22 protein-coding genes and 1 tRNA gene are annotated in these 22,191 nt (G+C 73.1%); 14 read left to right on the forward strand and 9 right to left on the reverse strand.

The features are described from left to right. The first annotated feature begins 132 nt into the window (after nucleotides 1–132). The 4 genes from JOE38_RS01410 (at nucleotide 133) to JOE38_RS01425 (ending at nucleotide 4,280) form a co-directional block, all read left to right on the forward strand. Nucleotides 133–1,206, forward strand: a complete 1,074-nt coding sequence (locus JOE38_RS01410) for a glycosyltransferase family 2 protein (protein ID WP_204574544.1) — start codon at nucleotides 133–135, stop codon at nucleotides 1,204–1,206. Continuing rightward, nucleotides 1,203–2,024, forward strand: a complete 822-nt coding sequence (locus JOE38_RS01415; protein ID WP_204574545.1) for a CDP-alcohol phosphatidyltransferase family protein — start codon at nucleotides 1,203–1,205, stop codon at nucleotides 2,022–2,024. Before JOE38_RS01410 ends, JOE38_RS01415 begins: the two co-directional genes overlap by 4 nt. Beyond that, the gene (locus tag JOE38_RS01420) at nucleotides 2,021–2,896 is read left to right on the forward strand and encodes a glycosyltransferase family 2 protein (protein WP_204574546.1); all 876 of its coding nucleotides are present in this window, start codon (nucleotides 2,021–2,023) and stop codon (nucleotides 2,894–2,896) included. The genes JOE38_RS01415 and JOE38_RS01420 overlap by 4 nt, the downstream gene beginning before the upstream one ends. A gap of 97 nt (nucleotides 2,897–2,993) precedes the next feature. Beyond that, a complete protein-coding gene (locus tag JOE38_RS01425; protein ID WP_204574547.1) occupies nucleotides 2,994–4,280 on the forward strand; it encodes a hypothetical protein in 1,287 nt (428 codons plus the stop codon). Nucleotides 4,281–4,320: 40 nt separating this feature from the next. On the opposite strand, the gene JOE38_RS01430 is transcribed toward JOE38_RS01425, so the two are convergent. Further along, on the reverse strand, nucleotides 4,321–5,070 hold the full coding sequence (locus JOE38_RS01430) for a hypothetical protein (protein ID WP_204574548.1): 750 nt from the start codon (nucleotides 5,068–5,070) through the stop codon (nucleotides 4,321–4,323). Nucleotides 5,071–5,223: 153 nt separating this feature from the next. On the opposite strand from JOE38_RS01430, the gene JOE38_RS01435 reads away from it, so the two are divergent. Further along, a complete protein-coding gene (locus tag JOE38_RS01435; RefSeq protein WP_204574549.1) occupies nucleotides 5,224–5,547 on the forward strand; it encodes a helix-turn-helix domain-containing protein in 324 nt (107 codons plus the stop codon). Here the strand turns inward: JOE38_RS01435 and JOE38_RS01440 are convergent. From JOE38_RS01440 to JOE38_RS01455, 4 genes are all read right to left on the reverse strand, one after another. Further along, nucleotides 5,537–5,848, reverse strand: a complete 312-nt coding sequence (locus tag JOE38_RS01440; RefSeq protein WP_194633259.1) for a hypothetical protein — start codon at nucleotides 5,846–5,848, stop codon at nucleotides 5,537–5,539. The genes JOE38_RS01435 and JOE38_RS01440 overlap by 11 nt on opposite strands. A gap of 84 nt (nucleotides 5,849–5,932) precedes the next feature. Beyond that, a complete protein-coding gene (locus tag JOE38_RS01445; protein ID WP_204574550.1) occupies nucleotides 5,933–6,712 on the reverse strand; it encodes an ABC transporter ATP-binding protein in 780 nt (259 codons plus the stop codon). Next, the gene (locus JOE38_RS01450) at nucleotides 6,712–7,536 is read right to left on the reverse strand and encodes an ABC transporter permease (RefSeq protein ID WP_239544724.1); all 825 of its coding nucleotides are present in this window, start codon (nucleotides 7,534–7,536) and stop codon (nucleotides 6,712–6,714) included. The genes JOE38_RS01445 and JOE38_RS01450 overlap by 1 nt, the downstream gene beginning before the upstream one ends. 12 nt (nucleotides 7,537–7,548) lie before the next feature. Beyond that, complete coding sequence (locus tag JOE38_RS01455; RefSeq protein WP_204574552.1) at nucleotides 7,549–8,241, reverse strand: phosphocholine cytidylyltransferase family protein; 693 nt, start codon at nucleotides 8,239–8,241, stop codon at nucleotides 7,549–7,551. A gap of 832 nt (nucleotides 8,242–9,073) precedes the next feature. Between JOE38_RS01455 and JOE38_RS16090 the strand changes: the two genes are divergently transcribed. Genes JOE38_RS16090 through JOE38_RS01470 form a run of 3 tightly spaced genes read left to right on the forward strand, consistent with a single transcriptional unit; the run spans nucleotide 9,074 to nucleotide 12,468 of the window. Beyond that, entirely contained in the window at nucleotides 9,074–10,585 is a 1,512-nt protein-coding gene (locus JOE38_RS16090; RefSeq protein WP_374191149.1) for an ABC transporter ATP-binding protein, read from the forward strand. Continuing rightward, nucleotides 10,561–12,132 carry an ABC transporter permease gene (locus tag JOE38_RS01465; protein ID WP_204574553.1) on the forward strand — a complete coding sequence of 524 codons (1,572 nt, stop codon included), beginning with the start codon at nucleotides 10,561–10,563 and terminating at the stop codon, nucleotides 12,130–12,132. Before JOE38_RS16090 ends, JOE38_RS01465 begins: the two co-directional genes overlap by 25 nt. Nucleotides 12,133–12,180: 48 nt before the next feature. Then, a complete protein-coding gene (locus JOE38_RS01470; protein ID WP_012037977.1) occupies nucleotides 12,181–12,468 on the forward strand; it encodes a DUF3039 domain-containing protein in 288 nt (95 codons plus the stop codon). 24 nt (nucleotides 12,469–12,492) lie between these two features. Here the strand turns inward: JOE38_RS01470 and JOE38_RS01475 are convergent, their stop codons facing one another. Further along, nucleotides 12,493–13,809 carry a nicotinate phosphoribosyltransferase gene (locus tag JOE38_RS01475; RefSeq protein WP_204574554.1) on the reverse strand — a complete coding sequence of 439 codons (1,317 nt, stop codon included), beginning with the start codon at nucleotides 13,807–13,809 and terminating at the stop codon, nucleotides 12,493–12,495. Nucleotides 13,810–13,899: 90 nt separating this feature from the next. Between JOE38_RS01475 and JOE38_RS01480 the strand changes: the two genes are divergently transcribed. From JOE38_RS01480 to JOE38_RS01500, 5 genes are all read left to right on the forward strand, one after another. Next, on the forward strand, nucleotides 13,900–15,363 hold the full coding sequence (locus JOE38_RS01480) for a cryptochrome/photolyase family protein (RefSeq protein ID WP_204574555.1): 1,464 nt from the start codon (nucleotides 13,900–13,902) through the stop codon (nucleotides 15,361–15,363). 58 nt (nucleotides 15,364–15,421) lie between these two features. Further along, the gene (gene murI / locus JOE38_RS01485) at nucleotides 15,422–16,306 is read left to right on the forward strand and encodes a glutamate racemase (protein ID WP_204574556.1); all 885 of its coding nucleotides are present in this window, start codon (nucleotides 15,422–15,424) and stop codon (nucleotides 16,304–16,306) included. Nucleotides 16,307–16,314: 8 nt separating this feature from the next. After that, nucleotides 16,315–17,052, forward strand: a complete 738-nt coding sequence (gene rph / locus JOE38_RS01490; protein ID WP_094130802.1) for a ribonuclease PH — start codon at nucleotides 16,315–16,317, stop codon at nucleotides 17,050–17,052. 10 nt (nucleotides 17,053–17,062) lie between these two features. Continuing rightward, nucleotides 17,063–17,671, forward strand: a complete 609-nt coding sequence (rdgB, locus tag JOE38_RS01495; protein WP_204574557.1) for an RdgB/HAM1 family non-canonical purine NTP pyrophosphatase — start codon at nucleotides 17,063–17,065, stop codon at nucleotides 17,669–17,671. Nucleotides 17,672–17,761: 90 nt separating this feature from the next. Then, nucleotides 17,762–18,679, forward strand: coding sequence for a cation diffusion facilitator family transporter (locus JOE38_RS01500; RefSeq protein ID WP_204574558.1), 918 nt, complete (start codon nucleotides 17,762–17,764; stop codon nucleotides 18,677–18,679). An 81-nt stretch (nucleotides 18,680–18,760) separates the two neighbouring features. Here JOE38_RS01500 and JOE38_RS01505 read toward each other — a convergent pair whose 3' ends face one another. The 3 genes from JOE38_RS01505 to JOE38_RS01515 all read right to left on the reverse strand — a co-directional run bounded on the left by JOE38_RS01505 (nucleotide 18,761) and on the right by JOE38_RS01515 (nucleotide 20,684). Continuing rightward, nucleotides 18,761–19,489 carry a DedA family protein gene (locus JOE38_RS01505; protein WP_204574559.1) on the reverse strand — a complete coding sequence of 243 codons (729 nt, stop codon included), beginning with the start codon at nucleotides 19,487–19,489 and terminating at the stop codon, nucleotides 18,761–18,763. Between the two features lie 125 nt (nucleotides 19,490–19,614). Continuing rightward, on the reverse strand, nucleotides 19,615–20,538 hold the full coding sequence (locus JOE38_RS01510; RefSeq protein WP_204574560.1) for a pyridoxal-phosphate dependent enzyme: 924 nt from the start codon (nucleotides 20,536–20,538) through the stop codon (nucleotides 19,615–19,617). Between the two features lie 61 nt (nucleotides 20,539–20,599). After that, nucleotides 20,600–20,684: transfer RNA gene (locus JOE38_RS01515), tRNA-Leu, on the reverse strand. A gap of 32 nt (nucleotides 20,685–20,716) precedes the next feature. Here JOE38_RS01515 and xylB point away from each other — a divergent pair. Then, nucleotides 20,717–22,150 carry a xylulokinase gene (xylB, locus tag JOE38_RS01520; protein WP_204574561.1) on the forward strand — a complete coding sequence of 478 codons (1,434 nt, stop codon included), beginning with the start codon at nucleotides 20,717–20,719 and terminating at the stop codon, nucleotides 22,148–22,150. Nucleotides 22,151–22,191: the final 41 nt, after the last annotated feature.

Here is a 22,191-nt window from a genome sequence, read left to right on the forward strand (position 1 = left end):
GCGGATCGGCGGATGCCGGTCCGCCCTTCGTCGTCCGCGACCGGCGGGCGGCTGACGGGGAGGCTGGTAAACTCCTGCGAGGCTCGGCCCCCGACAGGCCCCGGCCGCACCTCCCCCAAGAGATCGGCTCAGATGGCGCACCACCCGCGACGCGACCCCGTCGCCGGCAGCCCCGGCGAACTGCCCGCCGTCTCGTACGTCATGCCGATCCTCAATGAGGCGGCCCACGTCCGCGCCGCCGTCGACAGCATGATGCAGCAGGACTACGCCGGCGACTTCGAGGTCGTCCTGGCGCTCGGCCCCAGCACCGACGGCACGACCGAGGTCGTCCGCGAGATGGCCCGAGCCGATCCGCGCATCACGAGCGTCGACAACCCCACGGGATCCACGCCCGGCGGTCTCAACGCCGCCATTCGCGCCACGCGCCACCCCGTCGTGATCCGCGTCGACGCGCACTCGCTCCTGCCGCGCGACTACACGCGCATCGCCGTGGAGACCCTGCAGGCCACCGGCGCGGACAACGTCGGCGGGCTCATGTCGGCCGAGGGGCGCACGCCGTTCGAGAAGGCCGTCGCCCGCGCATACGGTGCCCGGGTCGGGCTCGGCGGAACCGCGCACCACGTCGGCGGCAAGGAGGGACCGGCGGAGACCGCGTACCTGGGCGCGTTCCGGCGCGAGCGGCTCGTCGAGGTCGGGCTCTTCGACGAGGGCGTGCGGCGCGGCCAGGACTGGGAGCTCAACAGGCGGCTGCGGCAGAGCGGCGGCCTCGTGTGGTTCACGCCGCGGATGAAGGTCACCTACCGTCCCCGCTCCACGTTCCGGTCGCTGATCCGCCAGTTCTTCGCCACCGGCCTCTGGCGCGGCGAGCTCGCGCGGCGCTACACGCGACAGAACTCCGTGCGGTACTTCGTGCCGCCGGTCGCCGTCGCCGGCGTGGCCGCGGGTCTCCTCCTCGGGACCGCGGGCCTCGTGGGCGCCGCGTTCGGGATGCCGGGACTGCGCCGCCTCGTGGGCGCGTTCGTCGTGCCCGGCGTCTACGCCGGCTTCGTGCTCGTGAGCACCGTGTCGGTGGCCTCCCGGGACGGCGCGGCGACGATGCTGCGGTTCGCAGCGGTCCTGCCGTCCATCCACTTCAGCTGGGGCACCGGGTTCGTCCTCGGCTTCCTCGAGCTCACCGACGACCTCGACGGGCACACGGGCCGATGAGCGCCGCCCCTGGCACCGGCGACCGCGGCCTGCCCTCGTCCATCGCGGAGCTGCGGCGGGTCACGCAGCCGCCCGAGGTCCGGCTGCGCGCGAACGCCGAGCACTGGACGGCTCACCTCTACCTCCGCGACCTCTCGCCGTACCTCACGTGGCTGCTGCTGCGGACGCGGATCAGCGCGAACGGCGTCACCGTCGTCATGATCCTCACGGGCTGGGCCGCCGCCGCTGCGCTGCTCATCCCCGGCATCGCGGGAGCGGCTCTCGCGCTGGTCCTCGGCCAGCTGCAGATGCTCGTGGACTGCTGCGACGGCGAGGTGGCGCGCTGGCGCCGCACCTCGTCGCCGGTCGGGCACTTCCTCGACGCCGTGGGGCACTACTCCACCGAGACGCTGATCGCCCTCGCTCTCGGGATCCGTGCCGCCGCCTACCCGTTCGAGGCGCCGAGCGACCTGCCGTGGACGACCCTCGCGTTCGCCCTGGCGCTCGTCATCGTGCTCAACAAGTCGCTGAACGACATGGTGCGCGTGGCCCGCGCCTCGGCCGACCTGCCCAAGGCGCCCGTCGGCGCGGGCACGGTCGCGTCGCAGCACTCCCTGATCGCCACGGCCCGCCGCGTCGTGCGGTTCCTGCCCTTCCACCGCATGTTCCACTCGGTCGAGCTGACCATCGTGACCTTCGTCGTCGCGCTCGTGGGCCTCGTCGCGGGTCAGCCGGAGACCGACCGCGTCTTCCTCGTCGTGCTGGTGCCGCTCGCGGTGCTGGCGCTCGTCGGGCACTTCGTGATGATCGTCACCTCGCGTCGGCTGACCTCCGCGTGAGGGGGAGCCTGCCGCGCGTGGGCGTGGTCATCCTGAGCCAGGGCCGTCGGCCGGAGGGGCTGGCGGCGTCGCTCGCGTCGGTGCTGCGTCAGGAGGGCGTCGCGCTCGACGTCGTCGTGGTCGGCAACGGCTGGGACCCCTATGGCCTCCCCGACGGCGTGCGCGGCCTGCACCTGCCCGAGAACCTCGGCATCCCGGCGGGCCGCAACGCGGGCGTCCCGCTCGTCACCGGCGAGACGCTGTTCTTCCTCGACGACGACGAGACCGTGCCAGGCGCGACCTTCCTCGTGGACTGCCTCGCGCTGATGCGAGGTGCGGGCGACATCGCGCTCGTCCAGCCGCGGATCGTCGACCCGACCGGCGCGGCCGCGCCACGCCGCTGGATCCCGCGCATCCGCAAGGGCGACCCCGCCCGCTCGAGCTCGGTCATGTCCGTGCTGGAGGGCGCCGTCGTGGTCCGCCGCGACGCCTTCGAGGCCGCCGGCGGCTGGGCGGGGGAGTTCTTCTACGCCCACGAGGGGATCGAGCTGGCCTGGCGCGTCTGGGACCAGGGGCTGCGCGCCTGGTACGCGGGCGACCTCATCGCGCACCACCCCGCCGTCGCCCCCACCCGGCACGCCGAGTACCACCGACTCACCGCGCGCAACCGGGTCTGGCTCGCGCGGCGGAACCTGCCGCTGCCGCTCGTCCCGGTGTACGTCGGGTCGTGGACCGCGGTGCAGCTGATCCGCAGCGCGCGGAACCGGGATGGCCTCGGCACCTGGCTGCGCGGCTGGCGCGAGGGCTGGACGACGTCGCCCGGGCCGCGTCGCCCGATGTCGTGGAGCACCGTCGTCCGCATGGCGCGCGCCGGCAGGCCGCCCGTCATCTGATCGTGATCCCGCGGCGCTCGGTCACGATCGCACACCGTTCCACGCCCCCGGCCGGGGCTCGTCCGGAGGCACCCGGAGCGCTGGCTACGGTGGATGCATGGGTCTCCTGAACGACGCTCGCCTCGCCGTGCGCGCTGTCCGCTCGCTGGTCCAGCAGCGCCGCGCGCGCGGGACCCTGCAGCGCAAGCTCGCGCTCCGCGCCCCCTCGCCGCGGGGCGAGTACCGCGTCGCCGTGTACTTCGCCGACTCGGCCGTGAACATGTATCAGATCCGGCAGTGGTACCGGCCGCTCGTGGAGCTGGCGCGCACGCACCCGGTCGTCATCCTGAGCCGCCACCCGAGCGGGGCGAACGCGCTCCTCGACGAGAGCCCGCTCCCGGTGGAGTACGTGCGTCGGGTCGCCGACCTCGAGCGGGTCATCGCGGAGCAGGACATCCGCATCGTCCTCTACGTCAACCAGAACACCCGGAACTTCCAGATGATGCGGTACGGGCGCCGCTGGCACGTCTTCGTCAACCACGGCGAGTCGGACAAGATGTACATGACCACCAACCAGTTCAAGGCATACGACTACAGCCTCATCGCCGGCGACGCGGCTCGCGCCCGCCTCGGCAAGGTGCTCTGGGACTACGACCTCGACCGTCGCGCGATCCCCATCGGCCGTCCGCAGGCCGATCACTACTCCGGCGAGCTGCCCTACGCGCCCGACGACCGCACCGTCGTCCTCTACGCGCCCACCTGGGAGGGCGACCGCGCCGCCGCCGCATACGGATCCATCGCGTCGCACGGGGTGCCGCTGGTCCGCGACCTCATCGCGACCGGGCGGCACCGCGTCGTCTACCGCCCGCACCCCCGGTCGGGCGTCGTCGATCCCGAGTACGCGCGCGCGAACCGCGAGATCGCCACCATGCTCGAGCGAGCCAACGCGCAGGATCCGTCGGCGCAGCACGTCGTCGACCGCTCGCGCGAGCTGGCCTGGCAGCTGTCCGCCGCGGACCTCGCCATCGTCGACATCTCCGCGATGGTCTACGACCGCCTCGCCGCGGGCCGGCCGCTCCTGGTGACGCGGCCCGTGCGGCCTGAGGCGCAGATCGACACCGACGGCTACCTGTCCGACTGCGAGTGGCTGACCGTCGACGACGCGCGCGACATCGTCACCCGCCTGGACGCGCTGCAGCACGACGCCGCCGCGGATCGCCGGCTCGCGGCGTGGGTCCGTCACTACTTCGGCGACACGGCTCCCGGCGCGGCGACCGCGCGCTTCCACGCGGCCGTCGAGCACCTGATGGGGGAGTGGGACCGCCACGCGGCGCTGCACGCCCGGGACGACGCCGCCGATCCGGTGTCCGACGACCAGGTCGACGACGAGGACGAGGAGGCCTGAGCCGCGCACCGCGGGGATGCGACCGCCGTCCGGAGGGCGATCAGCCCTTCGCGGCCTTCTTCTCGGCGACGCGGATCACGCGCGGCTTCCGCTCCGGCACCGCCAGCTCGTCAGGGAAGCCGGCGGGCGCGGGCCCGAACGCCTGGCGGGAGCTCGCGACGATCTTGCCGCCCAGCATCCGGTTGCCGGCGCCGCCGATGACGGCGCCGATGCCGAACGGGACGGCCCGGCCGATGGCGCTCGCGCTCTGGTTCACCACGAAGCGCTTGATGAAGGCGCGCTTGATCCGGTCGGCGATGGGGCCGATGGCGAACGAGGGGAGGCCCGAGGTGATGGCGCGACCCCAGTTGGCGTTCCTGTCGACGGGCTGGCCGGAGAACTGGCCCGTGAACTGCTGGATGACCTGGGCGCCCGGAGCGCCGAGCATCATCGTCATCACGAGGGCTCGGGCGCGAGCCGGATCCTCGACGGTGATGCCGTGCACCTCGGTGATGGACTGCGCGAACAGGGCGCTCGCCTCGAGGAAGCCGGCCGTCTCCACGCCCGTGAGCGCGAGGGAGACGCCGGTGCCGACGCCGGGGATGACCGCGCTGGCGCCCACGGCGGCCCCACCTGCGGTGACCGCCGCCAGGAAGCGCTTCTCGAGGATCGCGATGATGCGGTCGGGGGAGGCCTCCGGGTGTCGGGCCCGGATCGACCGGATGTGGGCGAGCACGACGGGGCGCTGCACGGACAGGAGACGATCGATGCCGGTGGCCACGGTCGGGTCGAGCTCGGAGGCGTCCTTCATGCTCCGAGCCTACGCGCGGCGACCGGGCCGTTCGTCCCTTCGTCGTCCAGGGGATCACGGCGCGCCACGACCCCTATCCGCTGGAGACCGGGCACATGCGCATGGGGCGCTGCCGCTCTGGTCATTCCTCCATGTGGCGGATAAGCATGAGACATGGTCACCACGGTCTCCGATGCCGCCGCCGAGTTCGGCTCCCGCGTGCGCGAGCAGCGGCAGCGCATCGGCATCAGCCAGGAGACGCTCGCCGAGCTCTCCGGCATCCACTGGACCGCCCTCGGCAAGATCGAGCGCGGCCAGCGGAACCCGAGCCTGCGCAACATCATCAAGATCGCGAGCGGCCTCGATGTGGACGCGGGGCTCCTGGTGACGGGCCTCACGGCCGACATGCTCCCGCAGGACGACGGGGACTCGCCCGCCGATCTGATCCGACTGGAGCGCGAGCGGGACCGAAGCGGCACCACGCCCGTCAGAAGCTGACCCGCCACAGGTACTCGCCTCCGTCCGGCCGGAACCAGCGCACCACGAGGATCGTGTCGAGCGCCAGGTCGTCCCCGCGGATGGTCGTGGACAGGCGCTCGCCGGGCCGCACCGTGACGGGAGCGCGCGACAGCATGGTGCCCGATCCGAGCAGGTGCAGCGAGATGGCGTGCAGCACCTCGTCGCCGACGTTGACCAGCGCGAATCGCGGCCGCTCGAGCGTGCGGTCGAAGTGCCAGGGCACGCGGTACGCGGGCTCGGGGTCGGGATGGATGGGCAGGGGCGGGACCGGTCGCAGCATGCGTGCACGGTAGGTGCGGCGTGCGACCTGCGGGGTCGTGGGCCTGTGGAAGCGCAGGGTTGGGGAGGAGGGGAGCGCGTCGGCCTAGGCGCCGGTCGGAGCCGGCGGGTTGTGGTCGGCGTTGTAGGCGTCCATGACCTGGTCGATGGGGCCGTCGAGGACGAGCGCGCCCTTGTCGAGGTACAGGCCGCGCGTGCAGAAGCGGCGCAGGTCGCGCTCGTTGTGCGACACGAAGAAGAGCGTGCGCCCCTCCGCGAGCATCTCCTCGATCCGGCGGTAGCACTTCTCCCGGAACGCCCGGTCGCCCACGGCGAGGACCTCGTCCACGAGGAGCACGGGCTCGTCGAGCCGCGAGATCACGGCGAACGCGATGCGCACCTTCATGCCGCTCGAGAGGTGCTTGTAGGGGGTGTCGACGAAGTCGGGGATCTCCGCGAACGCGATGATCTCGTCGAAGCGCGCGTCGATCTCGGCCTTGGACATGCCGTGGAGACCGGCCGTGAGGTAGATGTTGTCCCGCACCGTGAGGTCGTTGACGAACCCGCCCGTGATCTCGATGAGCGGGGCGACGCCCGCGTGGACGCCGATCGACCCCTCGTCGGCGATGAGGACCTCGGCGACGAGCTTGAGGAGCGTCGACTTGCCCTGTCCGTTGCGGCCGACCACGCCGATCGCCTCGCCCTGGTGCACTTCGAAGGAGACGTGGCGCAGCGCCCAGAACTCGCCGGGACGCGCCCGCCGCGTCGATCCGCCGAAGAGGTCCTTGAAGCTCCGCCTGGCCTTGCGGTTGCGGCGGAAGCGGATGCCGGCGTCCTCGACCGCGAGGACCGTGGGTGCGTCCGGCTCCGAGTGCGGTGCGCCCATCAGATCTCCTTCAGCACGGCGGGCAGGGAGCGCCGGAAGACGAGCGCGCCGACGCCGACCAGCGCCGCCGAGATCGCCGCGCTCACCCCGACCGCGTACCAGTCGAGCTCGGATGGGAAGAACGCGGCGCGGTAGAGGCCGAAGACGCCCGTGAGGGGATTGAGCGCGGCCCAGGGGTGCAGGTCGGCGGGCAGGTCGCTCGACGAGTAGACGATGGGGGAGGCGTAGAAGAGGAAGCGCAGCACGAGCTTCACGGCGCGCTCGAGGTCGCGGAAGAAGACGACGAGCGGCGAGACGATCAACCCGATGCCGAGGAGCAGCGCCGCCTGGATGAGCACGGCGAGCGGGAACAGCAGCACGTGGACGTCGAGTCGGGCGCCCGCGACGATCGCGAAGACGGCGAGGACGGGCAGGCTCGCGATGAACTCGAACCCCTTCGCGAGCACGAGCCGCAGCACCCAGATGCTCCGGGGGATCCGCGTGGAGCGCACGAGCTTGGCCTGCGAGCTGAACGCCTTGGTGAAGTCGCTCGTGGCGCCCGTGAACCACATCCACGGCAGGAGCGCGGCCAGGAGGAAGACGATGTACGGCTCCTCGCCGACGTCGCGCGAGAAGACGACCGTGAAGACGAACCAGTAGATGCCCGACATGACCAGCGGGTCGAGGATCGACCAGAACCAGCCGAGCGCGCTCGTGGAGTAGCGGACCTTGAGGTCTCGGGTCGTGAGGAGCCAGAGGGAGCGGCGGTACCGGGCGCCGGGGCTGCGGGACGCGCGACCGGGGATGGCGGCATCGGGCACGGCGGGGATCCTCTGCGTCAGCATCCCCGAGGCGGTCTAGACGAAGAGGTTGGCCCTCTCGAGGTCCTCCGCGAAGTCGACCTCGACCGCGTACAGGTCGGAGATGTCTACCGGTTCGACGAGCAGGGAGTCCTGCTCGATCGCCAACTCTATTCCACGCTCGAAGTAGTCCTGGTCGGCGACCCGGGCGAGCTGGCGGATGAGGACCGGCTTGTCGGCCTTGGAGACGTAGTTGATGCCGACCGCCTCGCCGAGGCCGCCCTTCACCGTCTTCGACAGCTCCCGGATGAATCCCTCGGGGCTGGTCGTGTACTTGACCTCCTCGTCGGAGACGCGGGAGGTGTTGACGGTGACGAACGACTGGTCGCGCGCGATCATCGCGGCGGCGCGGCGCAGGATCATCGGGTCGAAGACCACGTCGCCGTTCATCCAGAGGACGCCGCCGGGGCCGGAGGCGCGGAGTGCGCGGAGCAGGCTCTTCGACGTGTTCGTCTGGTCGTACTGCTCGTTGTAGATGTAGTCGGCGTCCGGGAAGGCGTCGATGATGTGGTCGAGCTTGTAGCCGACGACGATGCTGACCTCGGCGTCGTCGCCGAGGCCGAAGCGGATGTTGTCGAACTGCTGGCCCATGATGGTGCGGCCGTCGCTCAGCTCGGTGAGGGGCTTGGGGAGGCTGCGTCCGAGACGGCTGCCCATGCCTGCCGCCAGGATGACTACCTGCGTGGTCATGTGTTCTCCGTTCGATGCGGGGTGCCGAGTGCGACCGGCAGCCCTCGGACGTCGAGGGTTAGCCGGGACTTCACCCGCGGGTTTCCTGTTCGACACGCCGTCATGCCTCCCCCATCGTAGGCCGCGGGTGGGGAAATGGGCGGGATGAGGGGAGGGGTCGTGTCCCTTTCGTGATCTGGACGGGCCCCGGAGCAGGTGCCGCCGGCCCCTCCGCCGGCTCGTCAGCCGGCCCCTCAGTCGGTGTCTACGGGGCCCGCGACCGGAGCGTCGAGGACGGCGGATCGGGCACCGAGGACGGCCTTGCTAACGTGGGGCCGTGACCGACGCCCCCGACGAGACGACCTCCCCCGACGCCACGTCCGACTCCGCCATGGAGCCCCGGGATCACGCCGACAGCGCTCCGTCCGCCGTGCCGCAGGAGCCGACCGCGGGCCCGGCCGCGAACGACAAGGATCACGTCCCCACCCCCGTCACGGACGCCGTGCCCCGGCCGCCGCGCCCCGGTCAGCGCGTGCCCCGGCGTGCCACCGCGCCGTCTCCGCGCACAGCCCCCGCCGTGGTCGTCGCGCCCACGCCGCCCCGGGTGAAGTCGACCCCCGTCGCGTCGCCCGCGTCGCGGACGTCCGGCGGAGCAGCCGATGGCGACGGAGAGGCCGCGTCCACGACGGCGCGTCCCCCGAGGGTCCGACGGCGCACGCGCGTGCAGCGCGCGGCCGGGGGTGCCGATGCGCCGGCGGCCACGGAGAGCCCCGCTCCCTCGGAGCCGGATGAGGACCGGGCGGATGAGACGCCGGTCGCGGACTCGCCCACGACGTCCGCTCCCGGATCGACCATGCCGGACGACATCGCCGCGACGGAGCCCGACCGGGACGGCCTGTCGGAGCTCGGCGCCCTGTTCACGGAGGCCGACCCGCAGCCCGCGGACGAGCCCGTGCACGCCGACGCGGATGGCCAGGACGACGCCCCGGTCGTCGGCGCAGAGGCGGCCGACGCGGAGGACGGGTCCCGTGCCTCCTCGGGCGAGGGCGAGGGCGAGATCGAGTTCGGGCGGGACGACAGCGTGGGCGCGGACGTGGTCGTGGTCGCGGACGCGGACGCGGACGCGGACGAGCGTGCGCCCGATGCCGATGCCGATGCCGATGCCGATGCCGATGCCGATGCCGATGCCGATGCCGTCGCGGACGCCGAACCCGTCGCGGAAGCCGAGGCGGATCCGGACCCTGAACCCGAGCAGGACGCGACCCATGCCGTCGAACCCGCTCCGGCCGACACGGCCGAGGAGATGGCTCAGGATCCGATGCCGGCTGCCGGCGTCGAAGTCGAAGTCGAAGCCGACGCCGGCACCCGCACCCCGGTCTCCTCGGAGCCGGACGCCGAGATCGCGCCCGCGGTGCCGGAGGTCTCGCACGACCGGGACGAGGACGCACCCGCACCCCACGTGGATCCGGCTGCCGCCCGCGCCGTCACCGTCCGCACCGACAGCCTCACCGCGCCGCGCTCGTCGCGCCCCGGCCTCGCCGGTATGGCGGAGACCGCGCTCACGCCGTCCGTCCGCGGCGACCGCGCCGCCGCTCCGGAGCTGGGGGACGACGTCCTCGTCATCGACGGGCTCACCAAGCGCTTCGACGAGAAGGTCGCGGTCGACGACATCGCGCTCACGGTCCGCGCCGGGTCCTTCTACGGCATCGTCGGGCCCAACGGTGCGGGCAAGACCACGACGATGTCCATGGTCACGGGGCTCCTCCGGCCCGACGCCGGCACCGTGACCGTCAACGGCGTCGACGTCTGGCGCGACCCGCTCGCCGCGAAGCGGAGCATCGGCGTGCTGCCGGACCGCCTCCGTCTCTTCGACCGCCTCACCGGCGCGCAGCTCCTGCACTACTCGGGCGCCCTCCGGGGTCTCGACGACGCGGAGATCCGCAGCCGCTCGGCCGACCTGGTCGCCGCGTTCGGGCTCGAGGACGCCGTGGGCCGGCTCGTCACCGACTACTCGGCGGGCATGACCAAGAAGGTCGCGCTCGCCTGCGCCATGATCCACTCGCCGCGCATGCTCGTCCTCGACGAGCCCTTCGAGTCGGTCGACCCGGTGTCGGCCGCGAACGTCGTCGAGATCCTGCAGGACTACGTGGCGCACGGCGGCACGGTCGTGCTGTCGAGCCACGGCATGGACTTCATCCAGCGCATCTGCGACCACGTCGCGATCATCGTCAACGGCAAGGTGCTCGCCGCGGGCACCATGGACGAGGTCCGCGCAGGACGCTCGCTGGAGGAGCGCTTCGTCGCCCTCGCCGGCGGCAGACGCACGGCGGAGGGGTTCTCGTGGTTGCACTCGTTCTCCGACTGAGGCTCGCGCTCCTCGCCAACGCGTTCCGCCGCAGCCCCTGGCAGGTCCTGGGGCTCGTCGCGGCCGGCGTCTACGGGATCCTCGTCATGGTGCTCGCCGTCGGCGCGCTGGCCGGCCTCCGCGACGCGGACGTCTCCGCCGCACGGGACGTGGTCGTCGCCGGTGGCGCCCTGGTCGTCCTCGGGTCGCTCGTCGTGCCGCTCGTGCTCGGGACCCAGGACGCCATGGACCCGCGCCGCTTCGCGCCCTACGGGATCGAGCCCCGGAGCCTGGCCCTCGCGCTGGCCGCCGCCGCCGTCGTCAGCGTCCCGGGAGCCGTGCTGGTCGTCGTGGCGCTGACGACCGTGGTCACGTGGGCCCGCGATCCGCTCACCGCCCTCGTCGCCGTCGTCGCGGCCTGCGCCGCGGTCGTCACGTGCGTGCTCGTCGCCCGCATCAGCACCGTCCTCTCCTCCGTCCTGCTCAGCACGCGCCGGGCCCGCGAGGCGACCGGGCTCGCGGCCGGGCTCGTGGCGGTGCTGCTCGTCCCCGCGGTCGTCGCCCTCGCGCAGGCCGATCTCCTCGACGACGGTCTGCGTCCCGCGCGCGGCGCGCTCGGCGTCCTCGCCTGGACCCCGCTCGGCGCGGCCTGGGCGGCTCCCGCCGCGGCCGTCTCGGGCGATGCCGGCGGAGCCGCCGGCATGCTCCTGGTGGCCGTCGCCTCGGCGGCGCTGCTCGCGCTCCTCTGGATCCGCCTCGTGCCGTGGGCCCTCACCGCGCCGGACCGCACCGGTGGCGGCCGCGCGCAGACCGGCCTCGGCTGGTTCGGCCGCTTCGGCGCCTCGCCCACGGGCGCGGTGGCCGCGCGGAGCGTCACCTACTGGATCCGCGACCCGCGCTACCGCGCCACGCTCGTGCTGATCCCGGTGCTGCCGCTCGTGCTCCTCATCCCCCTGGTGATCGTGGACGTCGACGCGCATGTGCTCGCCCTCGTGCCGCTGCCGGTGATGGCTCTCTTCCTCGGCTGGAGCGTGCACAACGACACCGCGCACGACCACACCGCCGTGTGGCTGCACGTCGTGTCGGGGATCCGCGGCGTCGCGGACCGCGTCGGCCGCCTCGTGCCCGTCCTCGCGATCGGCGTCCCGCTCGTGGCGATCGGCGCGCCGCTCAGCGCGCTCGGCTTCGGCGACGGGTCCGTCCTGCCCTCCGTCATCGGGGTCAGCGGCGGCGTCCTGCTCGTGGGCGTCGGCCTGTCGTCGCTCTTCTCCGCGCGGTTCCCGTATCCGGCGTCACGTCCCGGGGACAGTCCGTTCCACGCGCCGCAGAGCGTGAGCGCCGGCGGATCCACCGTGCCCACGCTCACGTTCCTCGCCACCGTGGTGCTCGCGCTGCCGTCCGTCTGGCTCGGCTGGATGGGGCTCGTCCACGGCGGCGCGTACCCGATGTGGTCGCTCGTCGTGGGGCTGGGCATCGGCGTCGCGACGCTCGTCGTCGGCGTGGTCGGCGGAGGCCGCGTGTTCGAGCGGCGCGGTCCCGAGCTCCTGGCCTTCGCCCAGCGCCACTAGGCGCTCCCCGCCGCCGGTCACCGCGCGCCGGAAAAGTAGACTGGCCGCATGGTCATCCTCAGCATCGAACAGGCCCCCGGAAGCCCCGCCCAGGGCGGCGGGACCGACACCCTCGACCGCGAGCTCGAGGAGCTCCTCGAGCAGGAGACGATCGAGCCCGGCGATCACGAGCGGTTCTCGCACTACGTGAAGAAGGACAAGATCCTCGAGTCCGCGATCAGCGGCAAGCCCGTGAAGGCGCTCTGCGGCAAGAAGTGGCTGCCCGGTCGCGACCCGGAGAAGTTCCCCGTCTGCCCCGACTGCAAGCGCATCTACGAGAACATGAAGCCCGAGTAGGGGTCGTCCGGCGGACCCCGCGGGTCAGACGGGGGCGGCCTCCTCGGTGGGGATCGCCGGTTCGCCCGCGCGCAGCCGGAACGCCTGCGCCGGCAGGGCCCGCACGACCTCGGCGTGATGCGCGCGGGCCGCGGCGGTCCCCTCGCGGCCGAGCCAACGCGGATCCGGCTCGCCGCCCTCCGCCAGCGTGACGACGAGGTCGCGGTCGCCGGGGAGCGGTGCCGGGTGCGGTCCGACCGTGACGAGCTCGCTGGTCGCGACCCCCTGCGCGTCGTGGCGGCGCAGGGCTCCCTTGAGGCCGCCGCGGCTCTGCTTGCCCGTGGACCGCTTCGCGACGGACACCCACTCGCCCTCGCCGCCGGCGTCGCGGTGGGCGACGAGCTTGAAGACCATGCCGGCGGCGGGAGCGCCGGATCCGGTGACGAGCGAGGTCCCGACGCCGTAGGAGTCCACGGGCGAGGCCGCGAGACCCGCGATGCCGTGCTCGTCGAGGTCGTTGGTGACGGTGATCCGCGTGCCCGTGGCGCCGAGCGCGTCGAGCTGCGCGCGCACCTCGCCGACGAGCACCGGCAGGTCGCCCGAGTCGAGCCGGACGGCGCCGAGGCCGGGACCGGCGACGCGGACCGCGGTGTCCACCCCCTGGCGCACGTCGTAGGTGTCCACGAGCAGGGTGGTGCCGGCGCCGAGCGCGTCGACCTGCGCCCGGAACGCCTGCTCCTCGGTGTCGTGCAGCAGCGTGAAGGAGTGGGCGGCCGTCCCCATGGTCGGGACGCCCCAGGTGCGGCCCGCCTCGAGGTTCGAGGTGGCGCTGAAGCCCGCGATGAACGCGGCGCGCGCGGCGGCGACGGCCGAGCGCTCGCCCGTGCGGCGGGATCCCATCTCGGCCAGCGGGCGCCCGCCGGCGACCTGCACCATGCGCGCGGCCGCGCTCGCGACCGCGGAGTCGTAGTTGAGGACGCTGAGCACGAGCGTCTCGAGGATGACGCCGTCGGCGAAGGGCGCCTCGACCGTGAGGAGCGGGGATCCCGGGAAGTAGACCTCGCCCTCGCGGTAGCCCGTGATGCGGCCGCGGAACCGGTAGTCGGCGAGCCAGGCCAGGGCCTCCTCGCCGACGACGCGCTCGGAGCGCAGGTACTCGAGCTCGGCGTCGCCGAAGCGGAAGTCGCGGATCAGGTCGAGGAGGCGTCCGGTGCCCGCGACGACGCCGAAGCGGCGGCCGCTCGGGAGGCGCCGGGCGAAGCACTCGAAGACGCACTCGCGATCGTGGGTGCCCGCCTTCAGCGCTGCGTCGAGCATCGTGAGCTCGTACCGGTCGGTGAGGAGGGAGGTCGCCTGGGTCACGCGCCCAGCCTAGGGCGGCGCCCATCGGGGTCGCCGTCCGCATCGCGCACGGACCGCGACGATGACGGGGGTCCGGCCTAGGTTCGTGCCATGGAGCGCACGCGATGGATCCTCGCCGACCAGCTGGGCGACCACTTCGACGACGGCGGGCCGATGCTGCTCGTCGAGTCGCGCGGGCTGCTGGCCCGGCGGCCGTACCACCGGGCGAAGGCGCACCTCATCCTGTCGGGCATCCGGCACCGCGCGCGGGCGCTCGGCGACCGGGTCGAGTTCCACCAGGTGGACCACTACCGCGAGGTCGTCGAGGGGCGGGACGACCTGGAGGTCATCGACCCCACCTCCCGCGGGCTCCGGCGCCTCGTGGCGGAGATCGGTGCCCACGTGCTGCCGAGCCGCGGCTTCGTCACGAGCGAGCAGGAGTTCGCCGAGTGGATGGCGGGCCGCACGTCGAACCGGCTCGTCATGGAGGACTTCTACCGGTGGTCGCGGGCTCGCACGGGCATCCTCATGGACGGCGACGACCCGGTCGGCGGCCGCTGGAACTACGACCACGACAACCGCGAGCGCCCGCCGAAGGGCGCGACGAGCCTCGGCCTCCCCGAGCCGTGGTGGCCCGAGGAGGACGACATCGACGCCGAGGTCCGCGCCGACCTCGACGAGTGGGAGAGGAAGGGCCTCGTGCGCTTCGTCGGCGAGGACGGTCCGCGGCGCTTCGCCGTCACGCCGGAGGAGGGCCGCCTCGCGCTCGACGACTTCGTGGCGAGCCGCCTCAACGACTTCGGCCCCTTCGAGGACGCGTCGCTCGCGGGGGACTGGACCATGGCGCACTCGCTGCTGAGCGCCACCATGAACATGGGCGTGCTGGATCCCGCGGACGTCATCGAACGCATCGTCGCCGAGCACGCGGCCGGCCGGGCACCCATCCAGAGCGTCGAGGGCATCGTCCGGCAGATCATGGGCTGGCGCGACTACGTCTGGCATCTGTACTGGGCCTTCGAGGACGACTACACGTCGCAGAACCGGCTCGACGCGCATCGCGGCGTGCCCACGGCGCTGCAGGAGCTCGACGCCTCCGGCATCGAGGCCGCGTGCCTCTCCCACGTCGTCGACAAGGTCCGCACGCACGGCTGGGCGCACCACATCGAGCGGCTCATGATCCTCGGCAACCTGGCGCTCCAGCGCGGCTACGACCCGGCGGCCATGAACGACTGGTTCATCGACTCCTTCGTCGACGGCACGCCCTGGGTGATGCCCGCGAACGTCGTCGGGATGGCGCTGCACGCGGACGGCGGTCGCATGGCGACGAAGCCGTACGCGGGCGGCGGCGCCTACATCGACCGCATGTCGGACCACTGCGGCGGCTGCCCGTTCGATCCCAAGGTGCGCGTCGGCCCCACGGCCTGCCCGTACACGGCGGGCTACTGGTGGTTCCTCGACCGCAACCAGGAGCGGCTCCGCGGGAACGCCCGCATGGCCCAGCCGCTCGCCGGGCTGCGCCGCCTGAAGGACCTGCCGGAGCTCGTGGCGCAGGAGGACGCGCGGCGGTCGCTGTGACGCGCGCGAGCCGGCCGTCGGCTGCGGGTGCGCCCGGAGCCGCCGGTAGGCTGACCGGATGAGCGACGCGCCGATCGGGATCTTCGACTCCGGCGTCGGCGGCCTCACCGTGGCCCGCGCGGTCGCCACGCTCCTCCCGCGCGAGTCGATCATCTACATCGGCGACACGGCGCACACGCCCTACGGCGACAAGCCCATCGCGGACGTCCGCCGCTACGCGCTGGCGGTCCTCGACGACCTCGTCGAGCGCGGCGTGAAGATGCTCGTCATCGCCTGCAACACGGCGTCCGCGGCCATGCTCCGCGACGCCCGCGAGCGCTACGACATCCCCGTGGTCGAGGTGATCCAGCCAGCCGTCCGCACGGCAGTGAGCGTCACCCGCAACCACCGCGTCGGCGTCATCGCGACGCACGCCACCGTGACGAGCCGCGCCTACGACGACGCCTTCGCCGCTGCGCCGCACCTGGTGCTGACGAGCGCCGAGGCGCCCCGCTTCGTGGAGTTCGTGGAGCGCGGCGAGACCTCGGGCCCCGAGCTCATGGCGGCCGCCGAGGGGTACCTCGCGCCGCTGCGCGCGGCGGGCATCGACACGCTCGTCCTCGGCTGCACGCACTACCCGTTCCTCGAGGGCGCGATCTCGCTGCTCATGGGACCCGACGTCACCCTCGTCTCGAGCGACACCGAGACGGCCAAGGACGTCTACCGGGAGCTCGTGTCCGCCGGCCTCGAGCGGCGCTCCGACGCGCCGCCCGTGATCCGGTACGAGGCCACCGGCGGCAGCGCATCGGACTTCGAGACGCTCGCGCGCCGCATGCTCGGCTCGGGCGTCACGCACGTCGAGCTCGTCGAGACGGGCGCGATCTCCCTTCCCCACCGGCTGCGGGACGGCGCGTCCGACGCGTCGCCCGCGGACGGCGCCCCATCCACCCCCGACCCGAGCTGAGGCCGCACATGACCGACGACACCCCCCGCCACGACGGCCGCGCCGCCGACCAGCTGCGCGAGATCACGATCGAGCGGAACTGGAGCGAGCAGGCCGAGGGATCCGCCCTCATCTCCTTCGGGCGCACCCGCGTCCTCTGCACCGCGTCCTTCACGAACCGCGTGCCGCGCTGGAAGGCCGGCAGCGGACAGGGCTGGGTCACGGCCGAGTACGCGATGCTGCCGCGCGCCACGAACGAGCGCATGGACCGTGAGGCCGTCAAGGGCAAGGTCGGCGGGCGCACGCACGAGATCTCCCGCCTCATCGGCCGCAGCCTCCGCGCGGTCGTCGACATGAAGGCGCTCGGCGAGAACACGATCGTCATCGACTGCGACGTGCTGCAGGCCGACGGCGGCACGCGCACCGCGGCCATCACGGGGGCCTACGTCGCCCTCGCCGACGCGCTCGAGTGGGGCCGCGAGCGCAAGTTCATCGCGCAGCGCGCCACGCCGCTCAAGGACAGCGTCGCCGCGGTCTCGGTCGGCATCGTCGACGGGAAGCCGCTGCTCGACCTGGCCTACGTCGAGGACGTGCGGGCGGAGACCGACATGAACGTCGTGATGACGGGCAGCGGGTCCTTCGTCGAGGTCCAGGGGACCGCCGAGGGCGCGCCCTTCGACCGCGCCGAGCTCGACGCCCTCCTCGACCTCGCGCTCGGCGGCGGCACCACGCTCACCGCGCTGCAGGCGCAGGCGCTCGGTCGCTGAGGCACCGGCCGTGATCCCGCTCGTCCTCGCCACGCACAACGCCCACAAGGTCGAGGAGCTGCGTCGGATCCTCGGCGCGCGCCTCGACGGCATCGACCTGGTCGCCTACGACGGCCCCGAGCCCGTGGAAGACGGCACGACCTTCGAGGAGAACGCGCTCGTCAAGGCCCGGGCCGCTGCGCTGCACACGGGCCGGGCCGCGCTGGCGGACGACTCCGGCATCGGCGTGGACATCCTGGGCGGTTCTCCGGGGATCTTCTCCGCGCGCTGGGCGGGGCCCGCCCGCGACAGCCGGGAGAACCTCGAGCTCCTGCTCTGGCAGCTGGGCGACGTGCCGGACGCCCACCGCGGCGCCCGCTTCACGTGCGCCGCGGCGCTCGTGGTCCCCACCGCGGATGGCCTCGTGGAGCGCACGGCGGTGGGCGTGTGGGAGGGATCCGTGCTGCGCGAGGTGGCGGGGGAGGGCGGCTTCGGCTACGACCCGATCTTCCGCCCGGCCACCGGCGGCGCGAGCGCGGCGGCCCTCAGCGCCGACGAGAAGAACCGGGTCAGCCACCGCGCGCTCGCCTTCGACGCGATCATGCCGGTGGTGCGACGGGAGCTCCTCGGCGAGGGCTGACGCCTCCTCCCCGCCCTCCTGAGAGCGACACTCGTTCCCGACTGCGCTCCCGGCTGGATCCGCATGACGGCGGGCCCGTACGGTGGAAGCATGGGCTCCGGATCGCACGACCACGGCGCGGCCACGACCGACCGTCGTCGCCTCGTCGCCGCCATCGCGATCACCGCGACGGTCCTCGTGGTCGAGGTGGTCGGCGCGCTCGTCTCCGGGTCGCTGGCGCTGCTCGCCGACGCGGGCCACATGACGAGCGACCTGCTCGGCCTCGGCATCGCCCTCGTCGCCACCATCGTCGCCGCGCGCCCGGCGACCGACCGGCACACCTTCGGCTTCCAGCGCGGCGAGGTCCTCGGCGCCCTCGTCAACGGGCTGATCCTCGCCGGCGTCGCCGTCTACGTCGCGGTGCAGGGCGTGCAGCGGCTGCTCGCGCCGGAGGGCCCCGAGGTCGACCCGGGAGTCATGCTCCTCGCTGCCGGCATCGGGCTCGTCGCCAACATCGGGGCGCTGCTGGTCCTCCGCGGGGGAGCGGGTCGCTCGATCAACATGCGCGGCGCCTACCTCGAGGTGCTCGGCGACGCCTTCGGGTCCGTCGCCACCATCATCGCGGGCGTGGTGATCGCGGTCACGGGCTTCGGGCGCGCTGACGCCATCGCGTCGCTCGTCATCGCCGCGCTCATCGTGCCGCGCGCGGTCGTGCTGCTGCGCGACGTCGTGCGCGTGCTGAACGAGTCCACGCCCGTGGGCACCGAGCCCGAGCGGATCCGCGCCCACCTGCTCGAGACCCCCGGTGTCACGGCGGTGCACGATGTGCATGTGTGGGCCATCACGTCGGGGTCGCCGGTCTTCACCGCCCACGTCGTCGTCGAGCAGGAGGTCTTCCGCGAGGGCCGCACCGGCGAGCTGCTCGACCGGCTGTCCGGCTGCCTCGACGACCACTTCGACGTCGAGCACAGCACCTTCCAGCTGGAGCCCGAGGAGCACGCCGGGCACGAGCACCGGCATCACGTCTGAGCCTGCGATCGGCCGCACGTGCCTTCGGCGCGAGTCAGCGGCGCCGATCGCGGCGGATCAGCGGGGGCGTCCGCGTGCGCCTCAGCGCCGCGGGTCGTTCGAGGGGTCCTGGTCGAACTCCTCGCGGGTGAGCGCCAGGTCCGCGCCGTCGTGGGACACGCCCGCCGCCTCCTCGTCGCGCGCGTGCTTGCGCGCGCGGAGGAAGTGGATCGCCGCGGGCACGACCGTGACGAACACGGCCCCCAGGAGGACGTAGTCGATGTAGTGCGTGACGAAGTCGCGGATGGGAGGGAAGCCGTTGAGCAGGTGGCCCAGGAAGGTGAGGCCCGCACCCCAGATGAGGGCGCCGATCGCGTTGTAGAGGGAGTACTTGCGGTAGTCCATGTGGCCGACGCCGGCCGCGATGGGCGCGAAGGTGCGGACGATGGGCACGAAGCGCGCCGCGATGACGGCGAGCCCGCCGAAGCGCGCGAAGAACGCGTTGGTGCGCACGACGTTCTGGCGGCTGAAGATGCCGGAGTCCTTGCGCTCGAAGACGCGCGGTCCCGCCTTGTGGCCGATGAGGTAGCCGACCTCGCCGCCCGCGAAGGCGGAGAACGCGATCGCGAGGCAGACCCACCAGATGTCGATGCCGGTGATCCCGGGGAGGGTCAGTCCCGCGATGACGAGGAGCGTGTCGCCGGGGAACAGGAACCCGAAGAGCAGGCCGGTCTCGGCGAAGATGATGAGGCAGATCCCGATGAGGGCGAATCCCCCGAACGACTCGATGAGCGTCGTCGAGTCGAGGAAGTCGAAGAGCAGGGGATGCACGTGGTGGCTCCAGTCGTGGTGGGTCGCGACGTGAGCGGAGCGACCTGCGGCAGAGCACAGGATATCGGGCGAGGCCGCGCGCGCGCCGAGTCCCGACCACCCCCGGTCGAGGGCCGTGGCGGGGGTCAGGCGACGAGGTCGGCGTGGCCGAAGAGCCCCGGGACGCCGCCCGAGTGCCAGAGGACGACCCGGTCGTCCGGCCCGATGGATCCGCCGCGCACCGCGGCTGCCAACCCCGCCGCCGCGCGGGCCGTGTAGGTGGGGTCGAGGAGGATCCCCGTCGTCCGCGCCACGAGCACGAGCGCCTCCCGCGCCTCGTCCGTGAGGTGCGCGTAGCCGGAGCCGACGCGCCCCTCGTCGATGCGCAGGGCGTCCGCGCGGATCCCCGTGTCGCGCTCGGCGAGGAACCCGGCGACCACGGCGCGCGGCTCGGCCACCGCCCCGCAGTGCACGCCGAGGACGCGCTCGGGCCCGAGCGCCTCGACGAGCCCGGCCATCGTGCCGCCGGAGCCGAGGGCGACGACCACGTGGTCGACGGCGCCGACCTGTCCCGCGAGCTCGTGTCCCGCGTCGACGAAGCCCTGCACGGAGTGCGCGTCGGATCCGCCGAACGCCACGCGGTGCACGCGCGTGCCCGCGCCCTCCAGCTCCGCGACGACGGACGTGGCGCGCGACTCCGCCCGCTCGTCGCCCGACCACACGATGCGCGCGCCGTACAGCATGTCGAGCAGCACGTTGCCGCGTGCCGCGACCTCGTGTCCTTCGAGCACCAGCACGACGTCGAGGCCGAGGGACGCACCGGCCGCCGCCGTCATGCGCGCGTGGTTGCTCTGCGCAGCGCCCGTGGTGACCACCGTGGTGGCCCCGCGCGCGACGGCGCGGCCGAGCGAGTGCTCGAGCTTCCTGGCCTTGTTCCCTCCGCCGCCACAGCCGATGAGGTCGTCGCGCTTCATCAGGAGCCGCTCGGGGTGCAGGCCGAGCGCCTCCGCGAGGCGGGGCACCGGGTGCACGGGGGTCGGCTCGGTCCAGAGGCGGATGCGGTCGTCCACGGGTGCTCCTCGCTGCGGGTCGGAGCGTGGCGGCGAGGAGGCCCGTCGCGGGCTCCGTCGCTGGTGCGGGAGAAGGGACTTGAACCCTCACGCTCGAAAGCACAGGAACCTAAATCCTGCGTGTCTACCGATTCCACCACTCCCGCGGGTGCCCGCCCAGCTTAGGACGCCCCCTAATATGTTGATCGTGACAACGAAGACACTCGTAGCAGGCATCGACTCCTCCACGCAGAGCTGCAAGGTGGTCGTCCGCGACCTCGACACGGGCGCCCTCGTGCGCTCCGGCCGCGCGTCCCACCCCGACGGCTCGGAGGTGGATCCCGCGCACTGGTGGGATGCGCTCCTCTCCGCCATCGCCGACGCGGGCGGCCTCGACGACGTGGCCGCCATCTCGGTCGGCGGCCAGCAGCACGGCATGGTCTGCCTCGACGAGTCCGGCGCGGTCGTCCGCGACGCGCTCCTCTGGAACGACACCCGATCCGCGCAGGCCGCCGCCGACCTCCGCGACGAGCTCGGCGCCGACGCCTGGGCGAGCGCCACGGGCGTGGTCCCGGTCGCGTCCTTCACCGCCACCAAGCTCCGCTGGCTCCGCGACGCCGAGCCCGAGAACGCCGACCGCGTCGCCGCCGTCGCCCTCCCGCACGACTGGCTGACCTGGCGCCTGCTCGGCCACGGCGTCGGATCGCCGGACCTCGCCGCCCTCGCCACCGACCGCTCCGACGCGAGCGGCACCGCGTACTGGTCGAGCGTCACGGGGGAGTACCGCCTCGACCTGCTGGAGCGCGCGCTCGGCCGCGTGGTCGGCCTGCCGCGGGTCCTCGGGCCCGGCGAGTCCGCCGGCGTCACGGGCGCCGGGATCCCCGGCGTCCCGGCCGGCATCCCCGTCGGCCCTGGCGCGGGTGACAACGCCGCGGCCGCGCTCGGGCTCGGCGCGGTGCCCGGCGACGTCGTCGTCTCCATCGGCACGTCGGGCACGGTGTTCGCCGTCACGGCGGATCCCATCACCGACGCCAGCGGCACGGTCGCCGGCTTCGCGGACGCCACGGGCAACTTCCTCCCGCTCATCGCGACCCTCAACGCCGCCCGCGTGCTCGACGGCGGCGCGCGCCTCCTCGGCGTCGACCACGCGCGCCTGTCTGACCTCGCGCTCGAGGCCCCCGCGGGATCCGACGGCCTCGTGCTCCTGCCCTACTTCGAGGGCGAGCGCACCCCGAACCTGCCCGACGCCACCGCGTCCCTCCACGGCATGACCCTCCGCAACAGCACGCCGGCGACCATGGCCCGCGCGCACGTCGAGGGCATGCTGTGCGGCCTGGCCGACGGCCTCGACGCGATCACGCGCCAGGGTGTCGAGGTCGAGCGCGTGCTCCTCATCGGCGGCGGGGCGAAGAGCCGCGCCGTGCGGGAGATCGCGCCCACGATCTTCGGCGTCCCCATCCACGTGCCGGACGCGGGCGAGTTCGTCGCCGACGGCGCCGCGAAGCAGGCCGCGTGGATCCTCACGGGCTCGGTGCCTGCGTGGCCCCTCGCGGGCGACGAGGTGTTCGACGCGCCGGGCGTGCCGGCGGTGCGTGAGGCGTACGCGGCGGCGAAGGCGGAGATGAGTTACTAAGCCGAAAGCCTTATACATTCAGCACCATGTGTCATGCTGTA

It is taken from the genome of Clavibacter michiganensis (assembly GCF_016907085.1).
GTDB classification, from domain to species: domain Bacteria; phylum Actinomycetota; class Actinomycetes; order Actinomycetales; family Microbacteriaceae; genus Clavibacter; species Clavibacter michiganensis_O.